The 19,359-nt window shown below is 58.5% G+C and carries 20 protein-coding genes; all 20 read right to left on the reverse strand.

Annotated elements, in window-relative coordinates:
* Positions 1–144: 144 nt before the first annotated feature.
* The 20 genes from JZX88_RS01585 to JZX88_RS01680 all read right to left on the reverse strand — a co-directional run bounded on the left by JZX88_RS01585 (position 145) and on the right by JZX88_RS01680 (position 19,267).
* Positions 145–687, reverse strand: coding sequence for a flagellar basal body-associated FliL family protein (locus JZX88_RS01585; RefSeq protein WP_142855318.1), 543 nt, complete (start codon positions 685–687; stop codon positions 145–147).
* Entirely contained in the window at positions 687–1,055 is a 369-nt protein-coding gene (locus JZX88_RS01590; RefSeq protein ID WP_065116127.1) for a hypothetical protein, read from the reverse strand. The genes JZX88_RS01585 and JZX88_RS01590 overlap by 1 nt, the downstream gene beginning before the upstream one ends.
* A 29-nt stretch (positions 1,056–1,084) precedes the next feature.
* The gene (locus JZX88_RS01595) at positions 1,085–1,642 is read right to left on the reverse strand and encodes a rod-binding protein (RefSeq protein ID WP_065116126.1); all 558 of its coding nucleotides are present in this window, start codon (positions 1,640–1,642) and stop codon (positions 1,085–1,087) included.
* A gap of 115 nt (positions 1,643–1,757) precedes the next feature.
* Entirely contained in the window at positions 1,758–2,177 is a 420-nt protein-coding gene (locus JZX88_RS01600; protein ID WP_206912344.1) for a hypothetical protein, read from the reverse strand.
* Between the two features lie 15 nt (positions 2,178–2,192).
* Positions 2,193–2,948: a flagellar biosynthetic protein FliR gene (fliR, locus tag JZX88_RS01605; protein WP_065114867.1), complete on the reverse strand. Its 756-nt coding sequence runs from the start codon at positions 2,946–2,948 to the stop codon at positions 2,193–2,195.
* Complete coding sequence (gene flhA / locus JZX88_RS01610) at positions 2,945–5,032, reverse strand: flagellar biosynthesis protein FlhA (RefSeq protein ID WP_065114866.1); 2,088 nt, start codon at positions 5,030–5,032, stop codon at positions 2,945–2,947. Before flhA ends, fliR begins: the two co-directional genes overlap by 4 nt.
* A 404-nt stretch (positions 5,033–5,436) precedes the next feature.
* On the reverse strand, positions 5,437–7,266 hold the full coding sequence (locus JZX88_RS01615; RefSeq protein ID WP_371741047.1) for a PhoX family phosphatase: 1,830 nt from the start codon (positions 7,264–7,266) through the stop codon (positions 5,437–5,439).
* A 329-nt stretch (positions 7,267–7,595) separates the two neighbouring features.
* Positions 7,596–7,862 carry a flagellar biosynthetic protein FliQ gene (locus JZX88_RS01620; RefSeq protein WP_003515115.1) on the reverse strand — a complete coding sequence of 89 codons (267 nt, stop codon included), beginning with the start codon at positions 7,860–7,862 and terminating at the stop codon, positions 7,596–7,598.
* Between the two features lie 49 nt (positions 7,863–7,911).
* The gene (gene flgD / locus JZX88_RS01625) at positions 7,912–8,382 is read right to left on the reverse strand and encodes a flagellar hook assembly protein FlgD (RefSeq protein WP_174028862.1); all 471 of its coding nucleotides are present in this window, start codon (positions 8,380–8,382) and stop codon (positions 7,912–7,914) included.
* The gene (gene flbT / locus JZX88_RS01630; RefSeq protein WP_065114864.1) at positions 8,373–8,822 is read right to left on the reverse strand and encodes a flagellar biosynthesis repressor FlbT; all 450 of its coding nucleotides are present in this window, start codon (positions 8,820–8,822) and stop codon (positions 8,373–8,375) included. The genes flgD and flbT overlap by 10 nt, the downstream gene beginning before the upstream one ends.
* The gene (gene flaF / locus JZX88_RS01635; protein WP_065114863.1) at positions 8,819–9,163 is read right to left on the reverse strand and encodes a flagellar biosynthesis regulator FlaF; all 345 of its coding nucleotides are present in this window, start codon (positions 9,161–9,163) and stop codon (positions 8,819–8,821) included. Before flaF ends, flbT begins: the two co-directional genes overlap by 4 nt.
* A 34-nt stretch (positions 9,164–9,197) precedes the next feature.
* Positions 9,198–10,301: a flagellar hook-associated family protein gene (locus JZX88_RS01640; protein WP_065114862.1), complete on the reverse strand. Its 1,104-nt coding sequence runs from the start codon at positions 10,299–10,301 to the stop codon at positions 9,198–9,200.
* Between the two features lie 3 nt (positions 10,302–10,304).
* The gene (gene flgK / locus JZX88_RS01645; RefSeq protein ID WP_142855316.1) at positions 10,305–11,798 is read right to left on the reverse strand and encodes a flagellar hook-associated protein FlgK; all 1,494 of its coding nucleotides are present in this window, start codon (positions 11,796–11,798) and stop codon (positions 10,305–10,307) included.
* Positions 11,799–11,820: 22 nt separating this feature from the next.
* On the reverse strand, positions 11,821–13,119 hold the full coding sequence (locus JZX88_RS01650) for a flagellar hook protein FlgE (RefSeq protein ID WP_110755490.1): 1,299 nt from the start codon (positions 13,117–13,119) through the stop codon (positions 11,821–11,823).
* 105 nt (positions 13,120–13,224) lie between these two features.
* Positions 13,225–13,896 (reverse strand): response regulator transcription factor, encoded by a 672-nt coding sequence (locus tag JZX88_RS01655; protein WP_065114859.1) that lies wholly within the window; start codon positions 13,894–13,896, stop codon positions 13,225–13,227.
* A 282-nt stretch (positions 13,897–14,178) separates the two neighbouring features.
* Positions 14,179–14,745 carry a lytic transglycosylase domain-containing protein gene (locus JZX88_RS01660; RefSeq protein ID WP_065114858.1) on the reverse strand — a complete coding sequence of 189 codons (567 nt, stop codon included), beginning with the start codon at positions 14,743–14,745 and terminating at the stop codon, positions 14,179–14,181.
* Entirely contained in the window at positions 14,693–16,045 is a 1,353-nt protein-coding gene (locus JZX88_RS01665) for a flagellar hook-length control protein FliK (protein WP_206912346.1), read from the reverse strand. The genes JZX88_RS01660 and JZX88_RS01665 overlap by 53 nt, the downstream gene beginning before the upstream one ends.
* The gene (gene motC / locus JZX88_RS01670) at positions 16,042–17,316 is read right to left on the reverse strand and encodes a chemotaxis protein MotC (RefSeq protein ID WP_206912347.1); all 1,275 of its coding nucleotides are present in this window, start codon (positions 17,314–17,316) and stop codon (positions 16,042–16,044) included. Before motC ends, JZX88_RS01665 begins: the two co-directional genes overlap by 4 nt.
* On the reverse strand, positions 17,313–18,620 hold the full coding sequence (locus JZX88_RS01675; RefSeq protein WP_142855313.1) for a MotB family protein: 1,308 nt from the start codon (positions 18,618–18,620) through the stop codon (positions 17,313–17,315). Before JZX88_RS01675 ends, motC begins: the two co-directional genes overlap by 4 nt.
* The gene (locus tag JZX88_RS01680; RefSeq protein ID WP_065114854.1) at positions 18,617–19,267 is read right to left on the reverse strand and encodes a hypothetical protein; all 651 of its coding nucleotides are present in this window, start codon (positions 19,265–19,267) and stop codon (positions 18,617–18,619) included. The genes JZX88_RS01675 and JZX88_RS01680 overlap by 4 nt, the downstream gene beginning before the upstream one ends.
* Positions 19,268–19,359 lie beyond the last annotated feature (92 nt).

A 19,359-nucleotide genomic window follows, 5' to 3' on the forward strand; every position in this document is an offset into this window, starting at 1 on the left:
GGCTCATGGGTCTGTTTATACAGGTGCAGGTTGAAGTTACCCTGAAAGCAATCGCTCGAATGCCCGGGGTCATCCAAAGGAAGGATTAACCAGAACGGTGGACCGCTTTGCGCCGGCCCGGCGCGTGAGCCGCGCCTTCCGGTATCAGTGGCTTGGCGCGGCGGCCGCTTCTTTTCCGGCCTCGGCCTTCTCGCCCTCGACGATCTTGACCGAACGGGGTGTGCCATTGCCATTCTGCTCGCGAATATCGGCCTTGGACAGATAATCGAGCTGTTCGATCAGCACGTCCTCGACCACTTCGTCATCGAGCCTCTTGTTCAGCCCCTCGCGGATGCGCTGCTTGAAGGCCTCGGGATCGAAGGTGGAAATATTGGCGATGTTGACCATGGACGAACCCGCCAGAAGCGTGAACAATTCGTCGGTCATCAGCTGCGTTGCCGGCAGCTCGATCTTCGCCATCTTGTCCTTGTCGACACGCAGCGAAATCCGGCTGAGGAAATAGCCGTTCACGCCGCCGTCATTGATGACGGGGATGGTGATGCTCTCGCCCTTGACCAGTTGCAGATTGGCCTTTTTCGCGCCCGCCTCATCCCCCGGCGCGGGTGCCGTCGCCATCTGGACGGAGAAATACACCGCGCCGAGCGTGACGGCGCAAACCCAGACGCCGGTGAGAAGAAGCTTCAACATCAGGAGGCTGCGCCGTACATGAACTGTTCCTGCGAGTAGGTGCCGTCCGTATCGGCTTCCTGGATCGCGTTCTTCAGCAGGTCCGCGACAGCACGAACCGCGTTCAGATGCGCCTCGACGCGGCTGGCATTGGTCGCAAGCTTGGACTTGATGCCCTTCACCTGCTCCAGATAACCGCTTGCGATTTCCTCGCGCGGCGTATCGCGAAACAGCATGGTCAGCTCATAGAGGCAACGGCTTTTATGGGCATTGGAAACCTTGAAGTCGAATTGCGGGTCCTTACCGATATTGTCGTTCTCATTGTCGATGATCATCTCAAGGCGGCCGAGAACGGATTGGATACGGTGGTCGTTCGACATAAGGTCCATGCTTGTCTCCTCGTTAAGGTTTTTCATTTTCAAGCCTCGTCCGTTTTCTCATTGGAAACGCCGAGGACCTGCCGCTCGAACTCCGCCACCATCCGAATTGCAGCATTATGGTCTTTTTCATTCATGGAAACGTCGGTAATGCCCTTGCTTTCGGCTTTCCGCAACGCATCCTTGTAAGCCTGTTCCGCAATACCGACGCCGCCATTTCTGGAGATCGTATCGGCAAACTGTTCGGCCATCATGCTTTTCCAGATTTCGCCGGCATTACCCTTGCCGTAGACTTCCTCGCTGTCTTTCGGCAGCATGTTGGCAACGAAGGTCTGGAGTACCGAGGCTTCATATTTGCGGTATGTTTCGGGAATCTCCGTGCGCGCTGAACGAATATTGGTATCGCCAAGGCCCGCCTTCGAGGAGGCGCCATCCAGCATATCGACGGCGGCGCCAAAACCCTTGCCGGCATCGGCAAGGCTGGTGGCCGCAAAGGCCGCCTTGTTCGCCTTCAGTTTTTCCTGGGCGACCTGTACTTCCTGAGGGTCCGCGGCGCGCACCACATCCATCACCAGATCACTTATAACCGATATCGCCACGTCCCGATCTCCCGAGGTGAAGAACGCATGACAGGGAAAGCCGACGCGTTCGTTCAATCAAGAAACATCGCCGGAGGCCTCTTCAAAAACGCCCGCGATGCAACAATGGGGCAGATTATGGATCGCCAACCTTGCTGGAGGCTGGTGTCCGGGATGCGTTTGTCATTTCAAGCAGATCATAGATTGCATTATCATCGGCTTCACGATCCTCGAGATCGCGGGCGAGATGCATCCTGTCCTCCAGCCGGTCCGCCTTGGTCTTTTCCTTCAGCACCTTGTTTTCCTGCAATTGCTGCACGCCGGCGAGCTGGCGGTCCTTGACCACCAGACGGCCGTAACGATCCGAATAATGCCGGGAAAACGTCTGGTGCACCGGCTCCATGGAACTCATCGCTTCCAGCACATTGTCCATGGATTGCGCCACCTCGGTCCGGACACGCGCGGTGTCGGCAAGCTCCACCTCGGCCATCTTCTCCATGTGACGCTGTACCGTTACGAGACGTTTGAGCTTGGCAGAGCGCTTGTCCGACGCCATGGCGTTTTCTCCCGATCAGAAGCCGATGAAGACCGGGCCGAAACCATCCACGAACTGGCGGATGAGGGCGGCGACCGACAGATAGAGCATGAAGATACCGCCCGCGAGAACGAAGGGCGTCGAGATGAAATAGACCGGGATCTGCGGCGCAAGCTTGTTGATGAGACCGACTGCGACGTTGAACATCAGGCCATAGATCACAAAGGGGCTTGCAAGCCGCAGCATGATCGAGAAGGTTGCCCTCAGCGTATCGGTGAGCGTGATCAGCATCTTCTGGCCGCTGATGAGGGCGCCGACCGGCGTGGCGGTATAGGAATCCACCAGCGCCTTCAGGACAATATGGTGGAAATCCAGCATGAACAGCACCAGCAGGCCGCCGAAGGTGATGAAGTTGGATATCTGGTTTTCCTGCACGTCTTCGATGACATCCGCACCGCCAGGAGCGCTGAGGCCGATGGAAGCGCCGATGAGCGCGCCCGTGAACTGGAAACCGAGCGTATAAAACCGTGCGATCAGGCCATACATCGCCCCGATAACGATCTCGGTGAAGATGAGGCCGACGACCGTGCCCTGACTTGCACCAGAGACCTTCGGATAGATCGTATCCCAAAGCACGGGCAGGAGCGCCATGGATACCGCGACGCACAGCAGCATGCGGATCTGCGGTGAGATGCGCGAACTGGAAAAGCCCGGCATCGTCATGAAACAGGCGCCGATACGACAAATGGCAAGGAACAACGCGATAATGGTCCCTTGCGGGTCGGTTATCATGAAATGGCGCCCAGGATCTTGATCTCCAGCCCCTTGGCCAGTTCCACGTGCGAAAGAACCGGCAGGGTGGCAAAGAGTCGCTCGATAATCATGCGCACATAGGACCGCGTTTCCGGCGAGGTTACAAGGACAAAGGGCAGGCCGCGATCCATGAATTCACGGATAACTTTGGACGCCTGCTCGGAAAACTCCTCAAGGTGACGCGGATCGATGTCGAATTCGACGATCTCGCCCTTTTGGTCACGCTTGAGCGCCTGATGGAAAACCATGTCCCATTTGTTGCCGAGGCGCAGGACGCGCAGCACGCCATTGTCCGCCAGATCGCCGCAAAGCTGCTGCGACATGCGCACCCGCACGTGTTCGACGATCTGTTCCGTCTTGCGCACATGCGGCGCGAGTTCGGCAACCGCTTCGAGAATGAGATGCAGGTTGCGGATCGACACACGTTCGGCAAGCAGCAGTTTCAGAACCGCCTGCAGGCCGGAATAGGACATATGCGACGAGCAGATTTCATCAGCCAGCTTCTTGTATTCCGGATCAAGCCTGTCGATGAGGATCTTCACGTCCTTGTAGGACAGAAGTTGTGGCAGGTTGTTGCGGATGACTTCGCTCAGATGCGTCAGCACGACGGAGACGTTGTCGATCGGGTGGAAACCTTCGCGCTTCAGGTCTTCGGTAAAGGTCTCGAGGATCGAGACGGCGGGCATGCCGAAAGCGGGCTCGCGGATCTCATCGCCGGGAATGCTCGGTTTGCGCCCTGCCCCGGTCACGACAAGAACATCGCCGACACGCAGGTTGCTTGACGCGATGGTCGTGCCGTGGACACGGATCTGGTAGGCCTTTTCCGGTATCATGATATCGTCTGAGACCTTGATCTCCGGCACGACGAAACCGTACTGGGTGGCGAATTTCTTGCGCATCTTGCCGACACGGAAGGCCAGCTCCTGATGCGCCCCGAGAAGGCGGGTCGAAACCTGCTTGCCAAGCGCGAGTTCGATCTCGGCCGTCTTCAGCACCTGTTTGACCGAATCCTTTTCCGCCTCCGTGGTCTGAAGAACCTTGTTCTCCTCCTCCTGGCGGCGAAGCGCGCTTTCGGCTTCCGCCTGGCGCGGAATATACCAGCTGCCGAAGGCCATGATGCCGCCCAGGAAGATGAAGGGCAGGAACGGAAGGCCCGGAATGACGGCGAGCAGCCCCATCAGCATGGCCGAAACCATGAGCGCACGCGGGTAACCGCTCAGCTGATTGACGACGGCCTGATCCGTCGAACCGGCGGTGCCGCCGCGCGAGACCAGAAGGCCGGCGGCCAGCGATACGATCAGGGCCGGGATCTGCGAAACGATACCGTCACCGACGGAAAGCTTGACGAAAACGTCGGCTGCTTCGCCGATCGGCATGCCGTGGCGGAAATAACCGATGATGATGCCGCCGAAAATATTGATCGCGGTGATGATGAGGCCGGCAATGGCGTCGCCGCGGACGAATTTCGAGGCACCGTCCATCGAACCGAAGAAGGAGCTTTCCTCTTCCAGCTCACGGCGGCGGCGCTGCGCTTCCTTCTCGTCGATGATGCCGGCGGACAGATCCGCGTCAATCGACATCTGTTTGCCGGGAATGGCATCCAGGGTGAAGCGCGCACCGACTTCCGCGATACGTGTCGCACCCTTGGTAATGACGATGAAGTTGACGGTGATCAGGATCAGAAAGACGATCAGACCGATGACGAAATCGCCGGACATGACGAGGCTGGAGAAACCGGCGATCACGCCGCCCGCCGCGGTCGGCCCCTCATTGCCGTGCGACAGGATGACACGCGTCGTCGCAATGTTCAGCGACAGGCGGATCATGGTCGCGATCAGCAGCACGGTCGGGAAAGACGAGAAATCCAGCGGGCGCTGGATCCAAAGGGCCACCATGAGGATGAGGACCGAAAGCGCGATCGAGAACGCCAGCCCGATATCCACCAGCATGACCGGAATGGGCAGGAAGAGAACGCAGAGGATCGCCACGATGCCCAGTGCGAAACCGATGTCACGCGTGCTCGGACTTACCTTGGGCAAGGAGATGACTGGTGGTTGCGCCATAAAAATCGTCCTGTCTCTTCATGAGAAGGGCGACGGAAAAGCCGCCGCACGGTTTCAAACCATGACTAGAGGCTGAAGCTTGCGCGAGAATGGCCCCCGCTCTTAAGCATTTCCAGCAATAATACGAAGCGGTTTTGCATCCGGAAATGAGCTGGATCGTTTCGCTTCCCTTCAAATCGATAAGCGACCCGGTTCTTTGATTTCACGCTTGTCTTTTCCCAAAACCGCTCACACCTTTTAGGAGACACGCGCTGGAGTTTGTCTTTTCGGGAAAACCGGATTCCACTTTTCTCTGACAAACTCTAGATCGTTTTGACTTTTCTTCGAATCGCCAAAACGATCTAACTCTTTGATTCCACCTGTTTTCCAGACGTAAAAGCGTTTCCGCTTTTACTGGAAACGCTCTAGCTACCGATCACGCCATTGCCGTGTCTGGTGATGACGACAAGCGAGGGGCGCGCAGGCATGCCGTCGATAAAGTCTGGCCAATTGGTGCCAGCATTGGCGACTGAGGTTGCGTCTTCGTTTTCGTCCAGCCGCAAAGCACCAGGGTGCTGGATAGAAAGGAACAACGAGGTTCCATCCGGCGTGAAAGCTGGCGAGCAGCATTCCGAGCCGACCGGCGGAATGTAAAACAGGCGCGACAATGCCCGGCCTGGACCTTCAGTGTCCATAACATAGAGCGCATCCACGTGGTTTTGCGGCGGCGGCCCGTCAGTAGTGACCCAGAGTCGTCCCGCGGGGTCGACACCGATATTATCCGGATCCGTGAACCAGCCATTCTCGGTAACGTCCGGATGATAACGGGCCTCATCCGTGGGAACCGCAGGGTCGCCGCCCAGCACGAACACGTCCCAGCGGTAATTGTCGGCGGCGTGATCCGGCTTCTCAGGCGCCCCGGGCGGCACCAGTTCAAGTAGATGCCCATAGGGATTCGGCCCGCGCGGATTGGCGACGTTCACGGTCTCACCCGGCTCACCGCCCCCGGCTGGAAGGCGATCCAAATTCTCCGTCATCGCCACATAGAGTTTTCCAGTGCGGCTGTGCGGAACAAAGCCCTCCGGCGCGTCCATCGGTGTAGCACCCACCAGATCGGCAGCGCCGCGTGTATTGAGAACAACGTCGGCCTGCGTGGCAAAGCCGGCTTCTTTCGTGAGCGGTCCCTGTCCGGCGACAAGCGGTATCCAGATAAGCGTACCGTCGCTCTCAAATTTCGCCACCGACAATGTGCCGTTGTCGAGGAGATCCTTATTGGCCTTCCGGTCATCGGGATTATATGCGTCGCGTGTGACGAAACGGTAAAGATACTCGAAATCGTCGTCGTCACCCATGTAGATGGCAACGCGATTGTCCGGGGTCAGGGCGACCTGCGCGCCTTCATGCGTCATCCGGCCAAGCGCCGTGCGTTTGACCGGTTTCGAGGTCGGATCGAAAGGATCGATTTCAACAACCCAGTCGAATTTCAACCATTCGTTAGGCTCTTCTTCGAACTTGAAGCGCTGGTCGATTTTCGAGGCCCGATAAATATCGTTTTCGTCCTCGTCCCAGCCCTGCCGCTCGACCAACTCCTGATTGGCCAGCATCTTATAGTCCCCGGCGAAGACGTCCATCGCCCCCTCTTCGCCGGAAAGCATCGTCCCCCAGGGCGTGATGCCGCCGTTGCAGTTCGAGATCGTACCGAAGACAACACGACCGGTCGGGTCCGACTTTGTTGCGAGACGCGGATCGCCGGCAGCCGGCCCGGAGACCGCCATCTCGGTGCCCATGTGAATGCGCCGATTATATTGGCCACCCCTCACAGGCTCCCACGTCGCGCCGTTGCGTTTGATTTCGACGATGCTGACGCCAACCGCGGCCATGATCGCCCGGATTTGGGCGTCGGTAAGCTTTTCACGATAGTCTTCTTCGGACAGTCCCGGGAACATGAGATAGGGATCGACATATTCATGGCTGACCACCAGCAGGCCGTGATCGGAACTCTGCGAGCCATAGGGCAGCGGAATAAATGCGGTAAAATCGTTATTGAAACCGAACTGGCGTTCGGCCGCAGGACCGTCCAGCGTGCCGATATCGAATGCCGGGCTGTCGTCAAACAGCGCGTCGCCCCAGCGCAGCAGCACCTGCCGGTCATAACCCTCCGGCCAATGGTCCTTGCCATCGCGCACACGCTTCAACTCGGTAAATGCCAGGCTCGACGCGCCGGCAGGCGCCGCAGTTTCCGCCGCGACCGACACAACGGAGCCTCCCATGGCTGCAAGCGCAGTCGAAGTGAAAAAGCCCTTGAGCACAGTTCTCCGACTGACGCCTTCAGCGAGTATTGAGCCGTAGCTCTGAGCGAAAGAGCGGCGCGGGTTTGGGCGTTGTCTGGACTTCAGACGATCAGTCATCTTGGGCACTCCTAATTGGAGTAGATTAACTGGCACGACCGCATGAAAGCCCAGTGACAACAACAAAACAAATACTGGGGCGCACCTCCCAAAAGTGGGAGTTTTTTTAAAAAGAAAGGCATGCGCAAAATAAAGAGCTAGATCATTTTGGCGATTCGAAGAAAAGTCAAAACGATCTAGAATCCCGACTGGACTCGCGAAAAGACGAGATTGGAAAAAAGGGCTATCTGCGCACCCACGAAGGGGGCGGCAACGCCGAGAACGATCATGATCGTCACGATCTTGGGAACGAAGGTCAGCGTCATTTCCTGAACCTGGGTCAGGGCCTGGATAAAGGCAATGGCGACACCGACGATCATGGCGGCCAGAACGGCCGGACCGGCCGCGACGAGAACCGTCCAGACTGCCGCTTGCATGATATCAAGCGCATCGGCCTCGTTCATCGTCGCGTCCTCTGTTCCTGAAAGGCGACCTCATGCCGCCTTTTCAATATCACGAATCGGCAGGTTTATCCGAATCGGTACCGGTATCAGGTGTACTCGCGATCGGGCCATTCGAGAAGGTGACACCGGCCTGCAGCAGCACTTTGTCACCAGCTTCGGTAATCGCGACGACACCGTCCGAATAGACTTCGACTTCTTTTACCACGCCCGTGACCGTGTCGTCGGCGCTCTTGACCGTCTTGCCGACCAGATCGGAGGCGCGCGTCAGGGCTTCCGCTTGCAGCATGCTCTTCAGGTGGGTGTTGGTCTTGATGGTCTGTTCGACCTGCGAGAAGCTGGCGAGCTGCGACATCTGCTCGCCGGCATCCATCGGGCTGGTCGGATCCTGGTTCTTCATCTGGGCGATGAGAAGCTTCAGGAAGCTGTCGTAGTTCAGCGAAGCCGCGCTGCTGTCGGAACTGCTCGCCCCGGCATTTGCCCAGGGGTTAGAGGCTGCCGAAGTGACTGCATCTACCGCCATGGTGCGATCTCCTTGCGAATCTGTTCGATCGTTGCGGGGGTCATTTCCTGATTGTTGAGGATTTTCTCCTCGGTCGGATAAAGACCGCGGATTGCCTTCAGCGCTTCGAAGGCCTTGCCCGAGGCAACCAGACCGTCGATCCGCTTGAGTTCAGCCAGAACCTCATCGTGCTGGAAGCAGTTGAGCAGCATGCTTACGGACTTGCGGAACATGTTGGTGGACTGTTCGCGCCCTTCCGGGTTGATGAGGATCATCTGCGCGATGAAATAGAGCTGCCTGAGCGGCGTTGTCGCCTGCTCCGGCTGCAGCACGTGGTTTTCAAGCAGGAACGTGACATCGTTCAGGAACTCGAGCGCCACCTTGCGATCCACCCGCAAAACCGCGCCGTTGATGAAAATCTTTTCGCCCGATTTCAGCGAAATTCGAAGTGTACTTTTCATTTCAGTCCATCCCTGATGATGGTTGTCACGTCAATTATGCCCTGGAAATTCGTCGACTGACGTTTCCGGATCAGTTCGCACTCTTTCAAGATCCAGATCGCGATCGAGATCAGATTGGCCCTCAGTTCCATGGCCAGCTGATTATCCGGCTGCTTGAGGTCCTCAATGAAGCGGATCCAGACCCGCCGAGTGTAAAAGAGCGCCTCGATCGTATGGCGCTGGGAGGAAGAATCCCTCGCTTCCGCCAGCAGTTCGATCGATTTTGTCAACGCCTGCCGCTCGCGATCCTTCGCGTTGGCGACACCATCCTCCATGATTTCGGCGTAGGAAAACTGGTACATTCATGTATCCTTTATCTGCCGCCACCCCTGCTCATCAGAGGTAGTTCACCAGACTCATTTTTTGCAGACGTGACGTCAGGCTGTATGCGATTTCGATCTGCTGCTGCAGCAGATCGAGACGGGTCTTCGCCTCGTAGGTATCGATGCCCTCGATATCCAGCAGATGCGTCTCGATGATCTTCTTCTGCGCGGCCAGGGAGTCGTTCGACTTCTTGACGCGTTCCTGGGAAAGGCCGAGACCGCTTACCTGCTGGTTCAAACCGTCGATCGCGGTACCGATCGTCGTAACAGCACGGGTGGCAACCGCTTCGCGAACGTCGCTGGGGACCTTGTCGTCAAGGAAGGTCATCGTCGTCATGGCCGTCATCATAAAATAACGCATGCCCTGCGAATTGCTGTTGGTCGACGTCTCGATCACTTCGTTCTGGCTGATGCGGCTCGTCATATTGGTGTCGCTGGCCTTGGAGCCGAATGTCGTCCAGAAATCGACGTTCTGTCCGGCGGCGAGACTGCTGTGCGGCGGGTTGGTCACGGTCGTCGTGCCGTTGAACACGCCTTCCATATGGGTCATGAAATCGTTGACCTGTTCCTTGGACAGGTTGGCGATGTTGCCCACCGGCGGCGTCTGCGATGCCATGAAATGGTTCAATTCGGCATCATAGGCCGCCTTCAGGGGTGAACCATCGGCGAAATAGTCATCAACCGGTTTCACATCCGTATTCGTACCGGAAAACAGATATTCCCCGTCGACCGCCGTGTTTGCAAAACTGGTGAAATTGTTGAGCGCATTCGAGATTTTCTGGTTCACGGTGGCAAGCGTGGGCTGCTCGCTGGTCGTATTCGGCACCAGAACGCCGAGAATCTCCTCGGCCGCCTTTGCCATGCCATCCAATGCCGTCTGCGACGATTCAAGGCGCTGCGTGGCGAAGGAATTGACCGTGACAAGCGAGGAAATCCGCTCCACATCCCGATTGAGATCGAGGCTGCGGGCCGTATTCGCGCCCAGCGTGACGCCCAAATCCGCGTGCTTGCCCGTCGTCAGTTCGGTATTCAGCTTGGTCATCTCAAGCTGAGCCTTGAGGATGGTGCTGCGCATGCTGTTCTGCATCGCCAGCGATGAAATGAATGACGTTTTCATCTTTTACCTCACCATGTCCATCAAGGACTTGAGCATTTCATCGACGGTGGTCACCAGCTTCGTGGCTGCCTTATAGGACTGCTCGATGTCCATGAGCAGCGAAAGCTCCTCATCCAGGCTAACCGCCGTGTTGTTCGAATAGGAGGTGGCGGAGCGCTCATAGAGCGCGCTTTTCGCTTCGTTCGCCGAAGTCGCACCGGATCGTTCCTGTTCGAGCCAACCCATCGAGTTGGTGCCGTATTTCAGGATGCTGGTATTCGTATCGATACGTGTCGACGCGGCAAAATTCATGGGCGCGTCGAATGCGGTCACATAGCTGTCGATCAGAGCGGAAAACCCGGTTCCGCCCGTAGCCGTGGTATTGACGACATAAGCGGTACCGTTGATGCCGCCGTCGCGCAACAATTCCGGGTTTCCACCTTGCGAAATAATTAACGCGGAGTTGACGGTAATGCTCGCAGCAAGACCGGGAACGATCACGCCATCCGGGGGAATCTCGCTTGTCGAGGTGGCCGTCGACCAGGTGAACAGGCCGGGTTTCGCCGTCAAAGGGGTCGCGGGCGGCGCCGGCTGGGTAATCGGCTTTTCCGCAAACATGGAGATCAGGCCACGGGCGATTTCGTCGAGCTGGCTCTGCATGGTCGGCGCGAGGTCGTCGCGGATCTGCATCAGACCCTGCAGCGATCCTTCCGCCGTCGTGTTGCTGCCGCTACCCGCCTTCAGCGCCACGCCATCGACATAGATCGCATTGCCCGTGGTCGTGGCGTCGTAACCCGGCTGCGCCTTGAAGGTCACCTTGCGCGGCACGATCTCGAACAGGGTCGCGCCTTCCGTCGTATAAAGCGCCACATCGTTGTTTGGACGATTGACGACATTGATGCCGATGATGGACGAAATGTCCTTCAGCAAGGTTTCGCGCTGATCAAGGGCGTCGCTCGGATCACCACCGATCGCCGTCTGTGCCTTGACCTCGTTGTTGGCTTCCTCGAATTTCGCAAGCAGGCCGTTCAGCTTGTCGACCTGAAGGGACATTTCCTTGTCGGCGCGCAGGCGCATGGCCTGCAATTCGGCCGATGCCTTGTTCAGCGAACTGGCGACATCCGAAGCGGAGGTCACAGCCGTCGCCGCCAGAGCGGCATTGCTCGGCTTGGCAGCGTAGCTGCTAAGGCTCTTCAGCAGCTCCTCCATGTAGGTGGACGGCGCGCTTTCGTAATTGTTGCTGCCGAAAATGCTCCTCATCTCCTCCAGACCGGTCAGAACGGTATTCTGACCGGTGGCCAGCGAGGCGCTGGAGATCGTCTGCCTGAGAAGACTCTCATTCTGGGCACGGCCATTGGTGACGATAGTCGCACCGGCCATGGTCGTGCCGAGAATGGCGGTTCGCTTGACGTAATTCGCATTGCCGACATTGGCAATATTCTTGGCGGTAACGTCCGTCTGCTTACCTGTATTATTGAAAATCGACTGCGCAGTATTCATTGCTGACGTGAGCGACATTCATCTGTCCCCGTAGGAATTACTATCTCTTCAGATTGATCAGGACATCCATCAAATCCGATCCAGTCTGGAAGACCTTCGAATTCGCGGTATAGATACGCTGGGATTCAATCATGTCGGTGAGTTCGCTGGCGATATCGACGTTCGAACCTTCCAGCGCGCCCTTCTGGATGTAGCCGAAGCTGCCCGTCTGCGCGAAACCGATGGTGACGACGCCCGACTCGTTGCTCGGCAGATAAACGTTGCCGTTCTGCGGGCTGAGATTGTCGACGCTCGGCACGGTTGCCAGCGCCAGCTGGTAGATATTGCGACGGCCGCCATCCTGATAAACCGCCGTCACCACGCCGTCCTTGCCGATCTCGACATCCTTGATCTGGCTCGGACCGTTGCCGTTCAGAACCGCGGTGCCGGGTGTGAACTTCGAGGAGAACTGCGTCATTTCCGACAGGTCGATCTCGATCGACTGCGCTACGCCGCTGGTGCTGTCGTTGATCGTGATCGATTTATCCGATCCGGTCGTGAGCTTGTTGGTGGCGGGATCAAAGGTCAACTGGACCGTTGCCTTCACCGGGGCGGTGGCAGGGGGAGTCGCCGTGTACGGGAAGCCGCCATCGGTTGACTGATCCTGACGATAAACCGTCACTTCCCATTGCGGATTGCCGGACGCATCATTATCGATCCGCGTATAGTAGAAGTCGTAAAGGACCTTGGCACCGCCACTATCGAAGGCCGTCAGCGACGTCTTCGCGCCGATCGTCGCCGTCGCAACATTGTCACTGGGACGCGAACCTGCGGGCACGATTGCTTCGTCACGATTGAGGTTGGCCGGGAAGCTGCCCTGCGTGGAGGGCGATGCGGTCAGGCCGAAATTGTTGACGTTGATGGCCTCGAGACCCGTAAAGCCATTGACGACAGCCGCCGGCGGGTTGGAGCCGTAGGGGTAACCCATCAGCTGGAAGCCCGCTGCGTTTTCGAGGTAGCCTTCGGCATTCTTCACGAAGGAACCGGCGCGCGTGAGGTAAGGTGTGCCTGCACCGTCCTGAACCACGAAGAAGCCGTTGCCCTGAATGGCAAGATCGGTGCTCGAGGTGGTGTAGGAGAGGTTGCCCTGCTCCGAAATGCTGTAGCGAACGTTGGACTGCACGCCGCCGGAGGCATAGCTGCCCGACGAGGAGGGCAGAACGAGCGAGGAGAACGACGTCGATGCGCGCTTGTAGCCGGTGGTGCTTGCGTTGGCGATGTTGTCGCCCACGGTGCCCAGCTTGTTCGCCTGTGCATTCATGCCGGACACACCGGTTCGCATAGTGCCGAAAATACTCATTCAAAAACCCTCGTGGTCATCTTTCAGGGAGAAGGTAAAGCGTTTGGCTTGCGTGAAGCTGTCTGAAATACCGCGTTTGAAAAAGACCACGCGGGTCAATGAAGATCATTGCCAATCAATGCTGTAGCCGAGGAACCGCTTGGAATCGACCGGATCGTAGCCGAGCTTCTTGCGCAACTTCTTGCGCAATTTGCTGATATGGCTTTCAACGACATTCTCTTCGACGTCATCATCGAAGATGCCGTAGATGGCATTGAAAATCTGCGCCTTGGAAACGCGGCGTCCGCGATTGGCGATCAAATATTCAAGGATGCGGCGCTCGCGGCGCGGCAGGGGAAATACTTCACCGCCGACTTCCGGATCACGGCCGTCGGAGAAAACCCGGATCGGTCCGGCATCGGTGAAGTTCGAGATGACCTGCAGCCGGCGACGGATCGCCGCCGCACGTGCAAGGATTTCACGGGGGTGAACCGGCTTGCGCACGACATCGTCGACGCCGCTATCGAACAGCGCCAGCGTCGATTCCAGCGAGGGCTGGTCGCTGACCGCGATCACCGGCGCCGTCGTGCGATCCCGGATCGCCTTCGGCAAGGAATAGCTCCGGTCGCCCTGGCCGATCAGGAAGGCCTCCACGGCCGCAAGATCGCTTTCCGCCGCCGTCGAGACCCATTCCCCGAATTCGGCCGGATCGAAACCGGTCGAGGGGATGCCCTCACGCCCAAATAGAGATGTATAGCCGTCTTTAACGAGCTCGCGCTCATCAACCACTACGATCATTCGTCCGCCTCCGAATCAGTGTGGTGTTTTCCAATGTGGCATTGGTACGAATCGGGGGATTCAGCGACAACTGTAGGAAATCATCGATAGTTATTAATAATTGATTAACTATTTTGTGCCGATTTGATCTATATATAGTGGTTGTTAACCATATATGGCACAAAATTTTTGTGTAGAAATTTCAAAATTCCGAAAAAACCGCTTGAAATGCCTTTTTTCGATCAATCTATCGCCACATTTCAAAATACGAGTCCTGCGCCGCCTGAAAGCAATTTCAGGTTGTTATCCGTCGCAGAAGTTTTTCGCGTTGGCGGTCCATTTTCCGTAGCCCGTCGCCACCAGATTGGCGATTACCCGGCAGACATATTTCTTCTGCGCCGGGTCATTGTTGGGACCGGCATGATAACGCGCGACCGCCATGGTCCAGGTTTCATGCCTGTTGTGAAGATTGCGCAGGAACATGGCGGCATATTCGACATTGCGGCGCGGATCGAACATTTCACGCGTCGATGCAAAGTTTTCGCCATGAAAATAGTGGTTTATCTGCATGCAGCCGAGATCGATCAGCTTGGCGCCATTGCGCTTCGCCGCCTCGAAAGTGGACAACGCCTCCTCCGTGGACGAGGCAAATACCGGTTTTCCCTCGATATTCATGGCATTGGGGTCCAGCTTGCCCTTGCGGCCCGTCTCGGTCAGGCCGACGGAGTAGAGAATTCCCTCCGGCACGCCATATTTGCGCGCGGCGGACTGGATTTCCCTTTCACAGGCACCTGATGTTGCGGAAGCCGAGGCGTTTTCAGAGGTAGACGCCATTGTCAGCAGAAGAACGGCCAGAGCCGAGAGCGCCATCCATGCCTTCATTATGCACCCCCAAATTATCACCATTGCCTTGCCGGCCATCCCGTGCGCCGGACTCGTCACGGTTGCGTCCTGCAGCCGCCTGCTGGCCCTGCTGCTGCGCCTGCTGATTTTGCTGATTGTTGCCTTGTGTGCCCGTTTGGTCACTCTTGTCGGAAGAAGCGATGCTGATGGTGATGTTATCGACCGTCAGACCCTGCGCTTTCAGGCCATCAAGGATGCTCTTGCTGTCTTCCTGGAGCTTTTTATAGGCCGCGACGCTCTCCACCGTCATGTGAACGGCGAGTTCGTCACCGGCAAGACGCAGCGACATCGTCACCGATCCCAGCTCGATCGGCGTCATGTGCAGCTTCAGCGTATGCACGACCTTGCCTGTGCTGCTCTGGGCAGCGGCATTGGAAAGCGCCGAACCGGGCTGCATGGCGCTGACCCACTCGGGATCATTGGCGATAAGGCCGGTCAAAGCCGAAGCGTTGGACGACGGCGCGAGACCGATGAACCGCCGTGAATCGAGAACCGTTATGGTATCGGCGGCCTTCCCGCCGCTCTCCCGGGTTTCGAATTCGACCCGGCCATCACGCTGCACCGTGCTCATATCGAGAGCGCGGGCCGCACCGGAACGCGGTGAGGAAAAACGGAATGCGGAAGCATTGCCCTCGTTGTCGGAGCCAGATCCGGCTTCGTTTCCGGCCAGTTCCATACCGGTATGCATGTCCTTGAGCGAAGGCTCCGTCTTTACCCGCGGCATGTCGGCCTTGTCCGATTTTACCGGATCGGCCTTGCCGGCAATCGCCTGGGCGATCTCCTCAAGCGGCGTCTTGGCCGTCGCGATATCGCCGGCATTGGCGGCGATCATTTTCAGCTCCGCGAGCCTGGGATCCAACGCATCCGCCACCGTCTCGGCGTCCTTGTCGGCATCGTCCTTCGTTTTCTTGCCGGTCTTGCCATTCTCCGGCGATGTGCGGGCGGTTTTCACCGCATTCTGAAACTCGGCCACCGTCTCGTGGGTGCGACCTTCCGCGCCATGCTCGTTGGCGACCACATTCAGAAAATTCGTGGGACGCTTGACCGGGACATCCATCTTTTCCCCCTCACCATCGGCCTGAGCATGCTGCTCTTCGGCCGAGCCTGTCCCCTGCTGATGCCGCGAATGTGGCGGCCGCTCGTCGCGCACCGTGGAAAGCGCATCGCCGAAACTACCGCCCCTGGCGTCATCCCGCGCACCGGTGCTGCCCGCACGCGGATCGGCCTGCGGCGCATTCACTATCGCGTTGATGGTTGCGTCGATCATGGTGCCCCCTCGCCTTTCTTCAACAGGCTGTCGATTTCATCGAGCTTGCTGCGGCCGCTCGTCACGAGCTGCCGGACGTTCTCGCCCTCATCGTCAGCCTTGTGGGTTTCAACCCGCCATATGCTTTTTTCCCCGGTGGCCGCCGCCTCATCCTGCGATGGTTTCGGCACGGCGCTCTGCGCCGCGGCAGCGTCGATATCAGCGCCGGGCAAGGAAGGCGGGCGAACCACCTGTTCGGCTATCGCCCTTGCAGCCTCCCGCAGCGCCCTGTCCCGATCCGACAGCTGGGCTTCGGGAATCTGAACGATCGTCTCGATCGCGCTCACCACGTCGGGCGTGCCGATATTGGAAAGGCTCTCATAAAGATTTGCCTGCACTTCCGGCTGGTCCGGCGCGGCAGGCGACAGAGCTTTCACCTTCAGTGCAGCCATGCGCGCCAGCGAATCCTTGCCGCTGATTGCCGCGAGGCGGGAGAGACGCAGATAGGCCTCCTTCTGCCTCTCCGTATCCATCATCGCGAATGTTTCCTGTATCGTTTCCTCGCTGATGGAATCGACCCGCTTGACCACCAGCGAGACCAGAAGATCCGCAAACTGGCTGGCATAGGGCGAATGCAGGAAGCGCCGGGCATAGCGCTGCGCATATTCGACACCGCGCGCCGCATCGCCGTCTTCGACCGCGATGGCAAGCGAGCGGCGCAGCGCCGCCTCCTCCACGATGGTGCCTGGCGCTTCGAGCCGGGCTATGTCGTAGAAGCTGAGCGCCGCCAGCGGATCACGCGGAATCGTCACATTGCCGCCGATCAGCGCCAGGTAGGCGCCAATCCGCGTGCCGCGATATTCGGGCACCATGGCGGCAATGCTCTGCGCCACCAGCGTTCCCTTGCCGGAAAGGTATTTGCGCAGGATGTCGGCGACACGGCTGTCGAAATTACCGTCCACATCGCGCGCGACCAGCAATTCAAGCGTGGCGGGATTGCCGCCGCTCATCGCATAGACAAGTGCCGCGTCGACATTACGCGGGTCCTTGAAGATCGCCGAAGGCGCGCTTTTAAGCCGCTCATCGATCGTCTGCAGCAGAAACCGCTGCATTTCGGTCGCCGAGTGATCTCCCATCGCCACGGAATCCTGCACGAATTGCAGGGAGCGTAACATCGCATAGGGCATGAGGCTGTCTTGCGACTGCGAAAAGGCCTTGATCGGCTCGGCACCGAGACCGCAAAGCGTCGCCGCAAGAAAAAGCCAGCGTTTCGAGGATTTCGTCACACTCACCCCCGATCGGCCTCAAGCAGAATTTCGATGCGGCGGTTGGCATCCGCCATCGGGTCTGCCGGCACCTGCAATCTGCGGTCCGCAAAGCCCGAAACCTGCTTCACCCGCTCTTCCGACAGGCCGCCGCGCACCAGCATGTAATAGGCGCTGTGGGCACGATCCATGGAGAGCCGCCAGTTGTCATTGGCTTCGCCCTTGAACTGCCGTCCGTCGGTGTGACCGCGGATCACCACGCTGCCGCCCCGCTCCTGAAGCAGTTTCCCGATCTTTTCCATGGCCAGAACCATTTCGCGCCGGGGCACGGCCGATCCGATGTTGAACATCGGCGTTTCCGTCTGGTCGGAAATGGTCAGCAGCAATCCGCCTTCGGCCGGTGTCACCACCAGACCTTCAGCGAGCTTGCCGGCAATGCCGGATATCTGCTTCTCGATCTCTTCGCGCAGCGTGTCGGCCTTTTCCCGATCGGCGTCGCTGGCCTTTTGCTGTACATCGCTCGCCTGCCGCTGCGCATCCGGCTTCGGCTGGGCAAGCGCCGCCTGTTCGGAGGCATCCGGACGCTGCTGCGGCACCACGGCGGCGACTTCCATCGACTTGCCGTCTTCCGCCTTGTCGGCCGGTGTCTCGGACGACTTGAGCGCGATCGCCTGCGCGTTTTCGGCCGCGTCCGGCTGCTTGCTCTCAGCCGCCTGCTGCGGTTCGACCGGCTCCTGCTGCTGGTCGGCGCGGGTGATCTTCACCTGCTGGGTCCAGAAATCGGGATCAAAGGGGTCGCGATAGGCCTCACCGCCGCTTGCGCCCGTCGCCGGACCGGAATCGGCAGCGCCGCCTTCACCCTTGGCGCTGACATTGGCCTGCTGCCCGACTTGCTGGGCGATCTCCGCCAGCACGGAATAGGGATTTTCGAAAAAGTCCGCCTCGGAGAAGTTCGACTGTTCACCGGTCTGGGAGGTCAGGTCCTCACCCGTCGCCGCGGCCGAACCCTGGGTCACCTTTTCCGCCTTGATATTGGACTGGTCCTTTTTCTGGACACCCTCTTCCTTGTCCACCGGCTTTTCCAGCCCCTTGGACGAGGGTTTCTCATCGGACAGTTTTATCGGATTAAAATAGCTGGCGACCGAGGCCTTGGTCTCCTCGTTGGCGGCATTGACCAGCCACATGACGAGGAAGAACGCCATCATGGCCGTCATGAAGTCGGCATAGGCGATTTTCCATGCGCCGCCATGGGCGCCATCGTGCCCGCCCTTGTGGCGTTTGACGATGATGATCTCGTTTTTGCCGTGGTGGTGATTTTCGCCTTCACTCATTTCATCACCTTGCGAAGACTGGACGCCCAGGCGGACATGCGCGTCACGAACACGCTTTCACCCAACTCGACGGAAAGGTCGATATCCGTGGTCTCGGTAAATTTCATCGTTTCGGCCTCAAAGCCTGGCTGGGTCTTCAGATGCTCGAACAGATCTTTCGGACCTTTCACGACAAGTGTGACCGCCTCGCCATCCGGCATGGAAGCGCGCACGACATCCGCAAGAGCCGAGACGGCCCTGGCCGACAGCTCCTCAGTCAGAACCGGAGCAAGGATACCGGCGGTCTGCTCGCTCAGATTGGCGGCGATCGCATCGATGCCCTCGCGCAGACCGCGGGACAGGAAAACGGCAATCTCCTCAAGATAGACGGAACGCAGGGCCTCCAGTTCGGCCGCATGGGAGGCCAGCAGCGTGTCACGCTCGGCCTGCATCTTCTCGGTGAGTTCGCGGGTCGCCTCTTCGTGGCCACGGGCATAGGCAGCCTGTTTCTCACTTTCGACATCGACGGTCTCGAATTCATCGAAACCGGCCGCAACGTCACCGAAACCGGACATGCCCTCGGCATCCGCCAGCGGATCGCCAAATGCCAGCCCGGCGGGCTGGCTGTCGCCGAAATCCTTGAGATATCTTGCGATGGAGGCGCTCATGCACGCCCCCGGCAAAACTGGCCGGAGAGGCGAGACATGTTTTTTTGCCTGCGATCAAAGCCGTTTGGCGGCACCACCGTCATCCTTGCTAC

The sequence above is a fragment of the Agrobacterium sp. OT33 genome (genome assembly GCF_017313365.1).
Classification (GTDB): Bacteria; Pseudomonadota; Alphaproteobacteria; order Rhizobiales; family Rhizobiaceae; genus Agrobacterium; species Agrobacterium rhizogenes_A.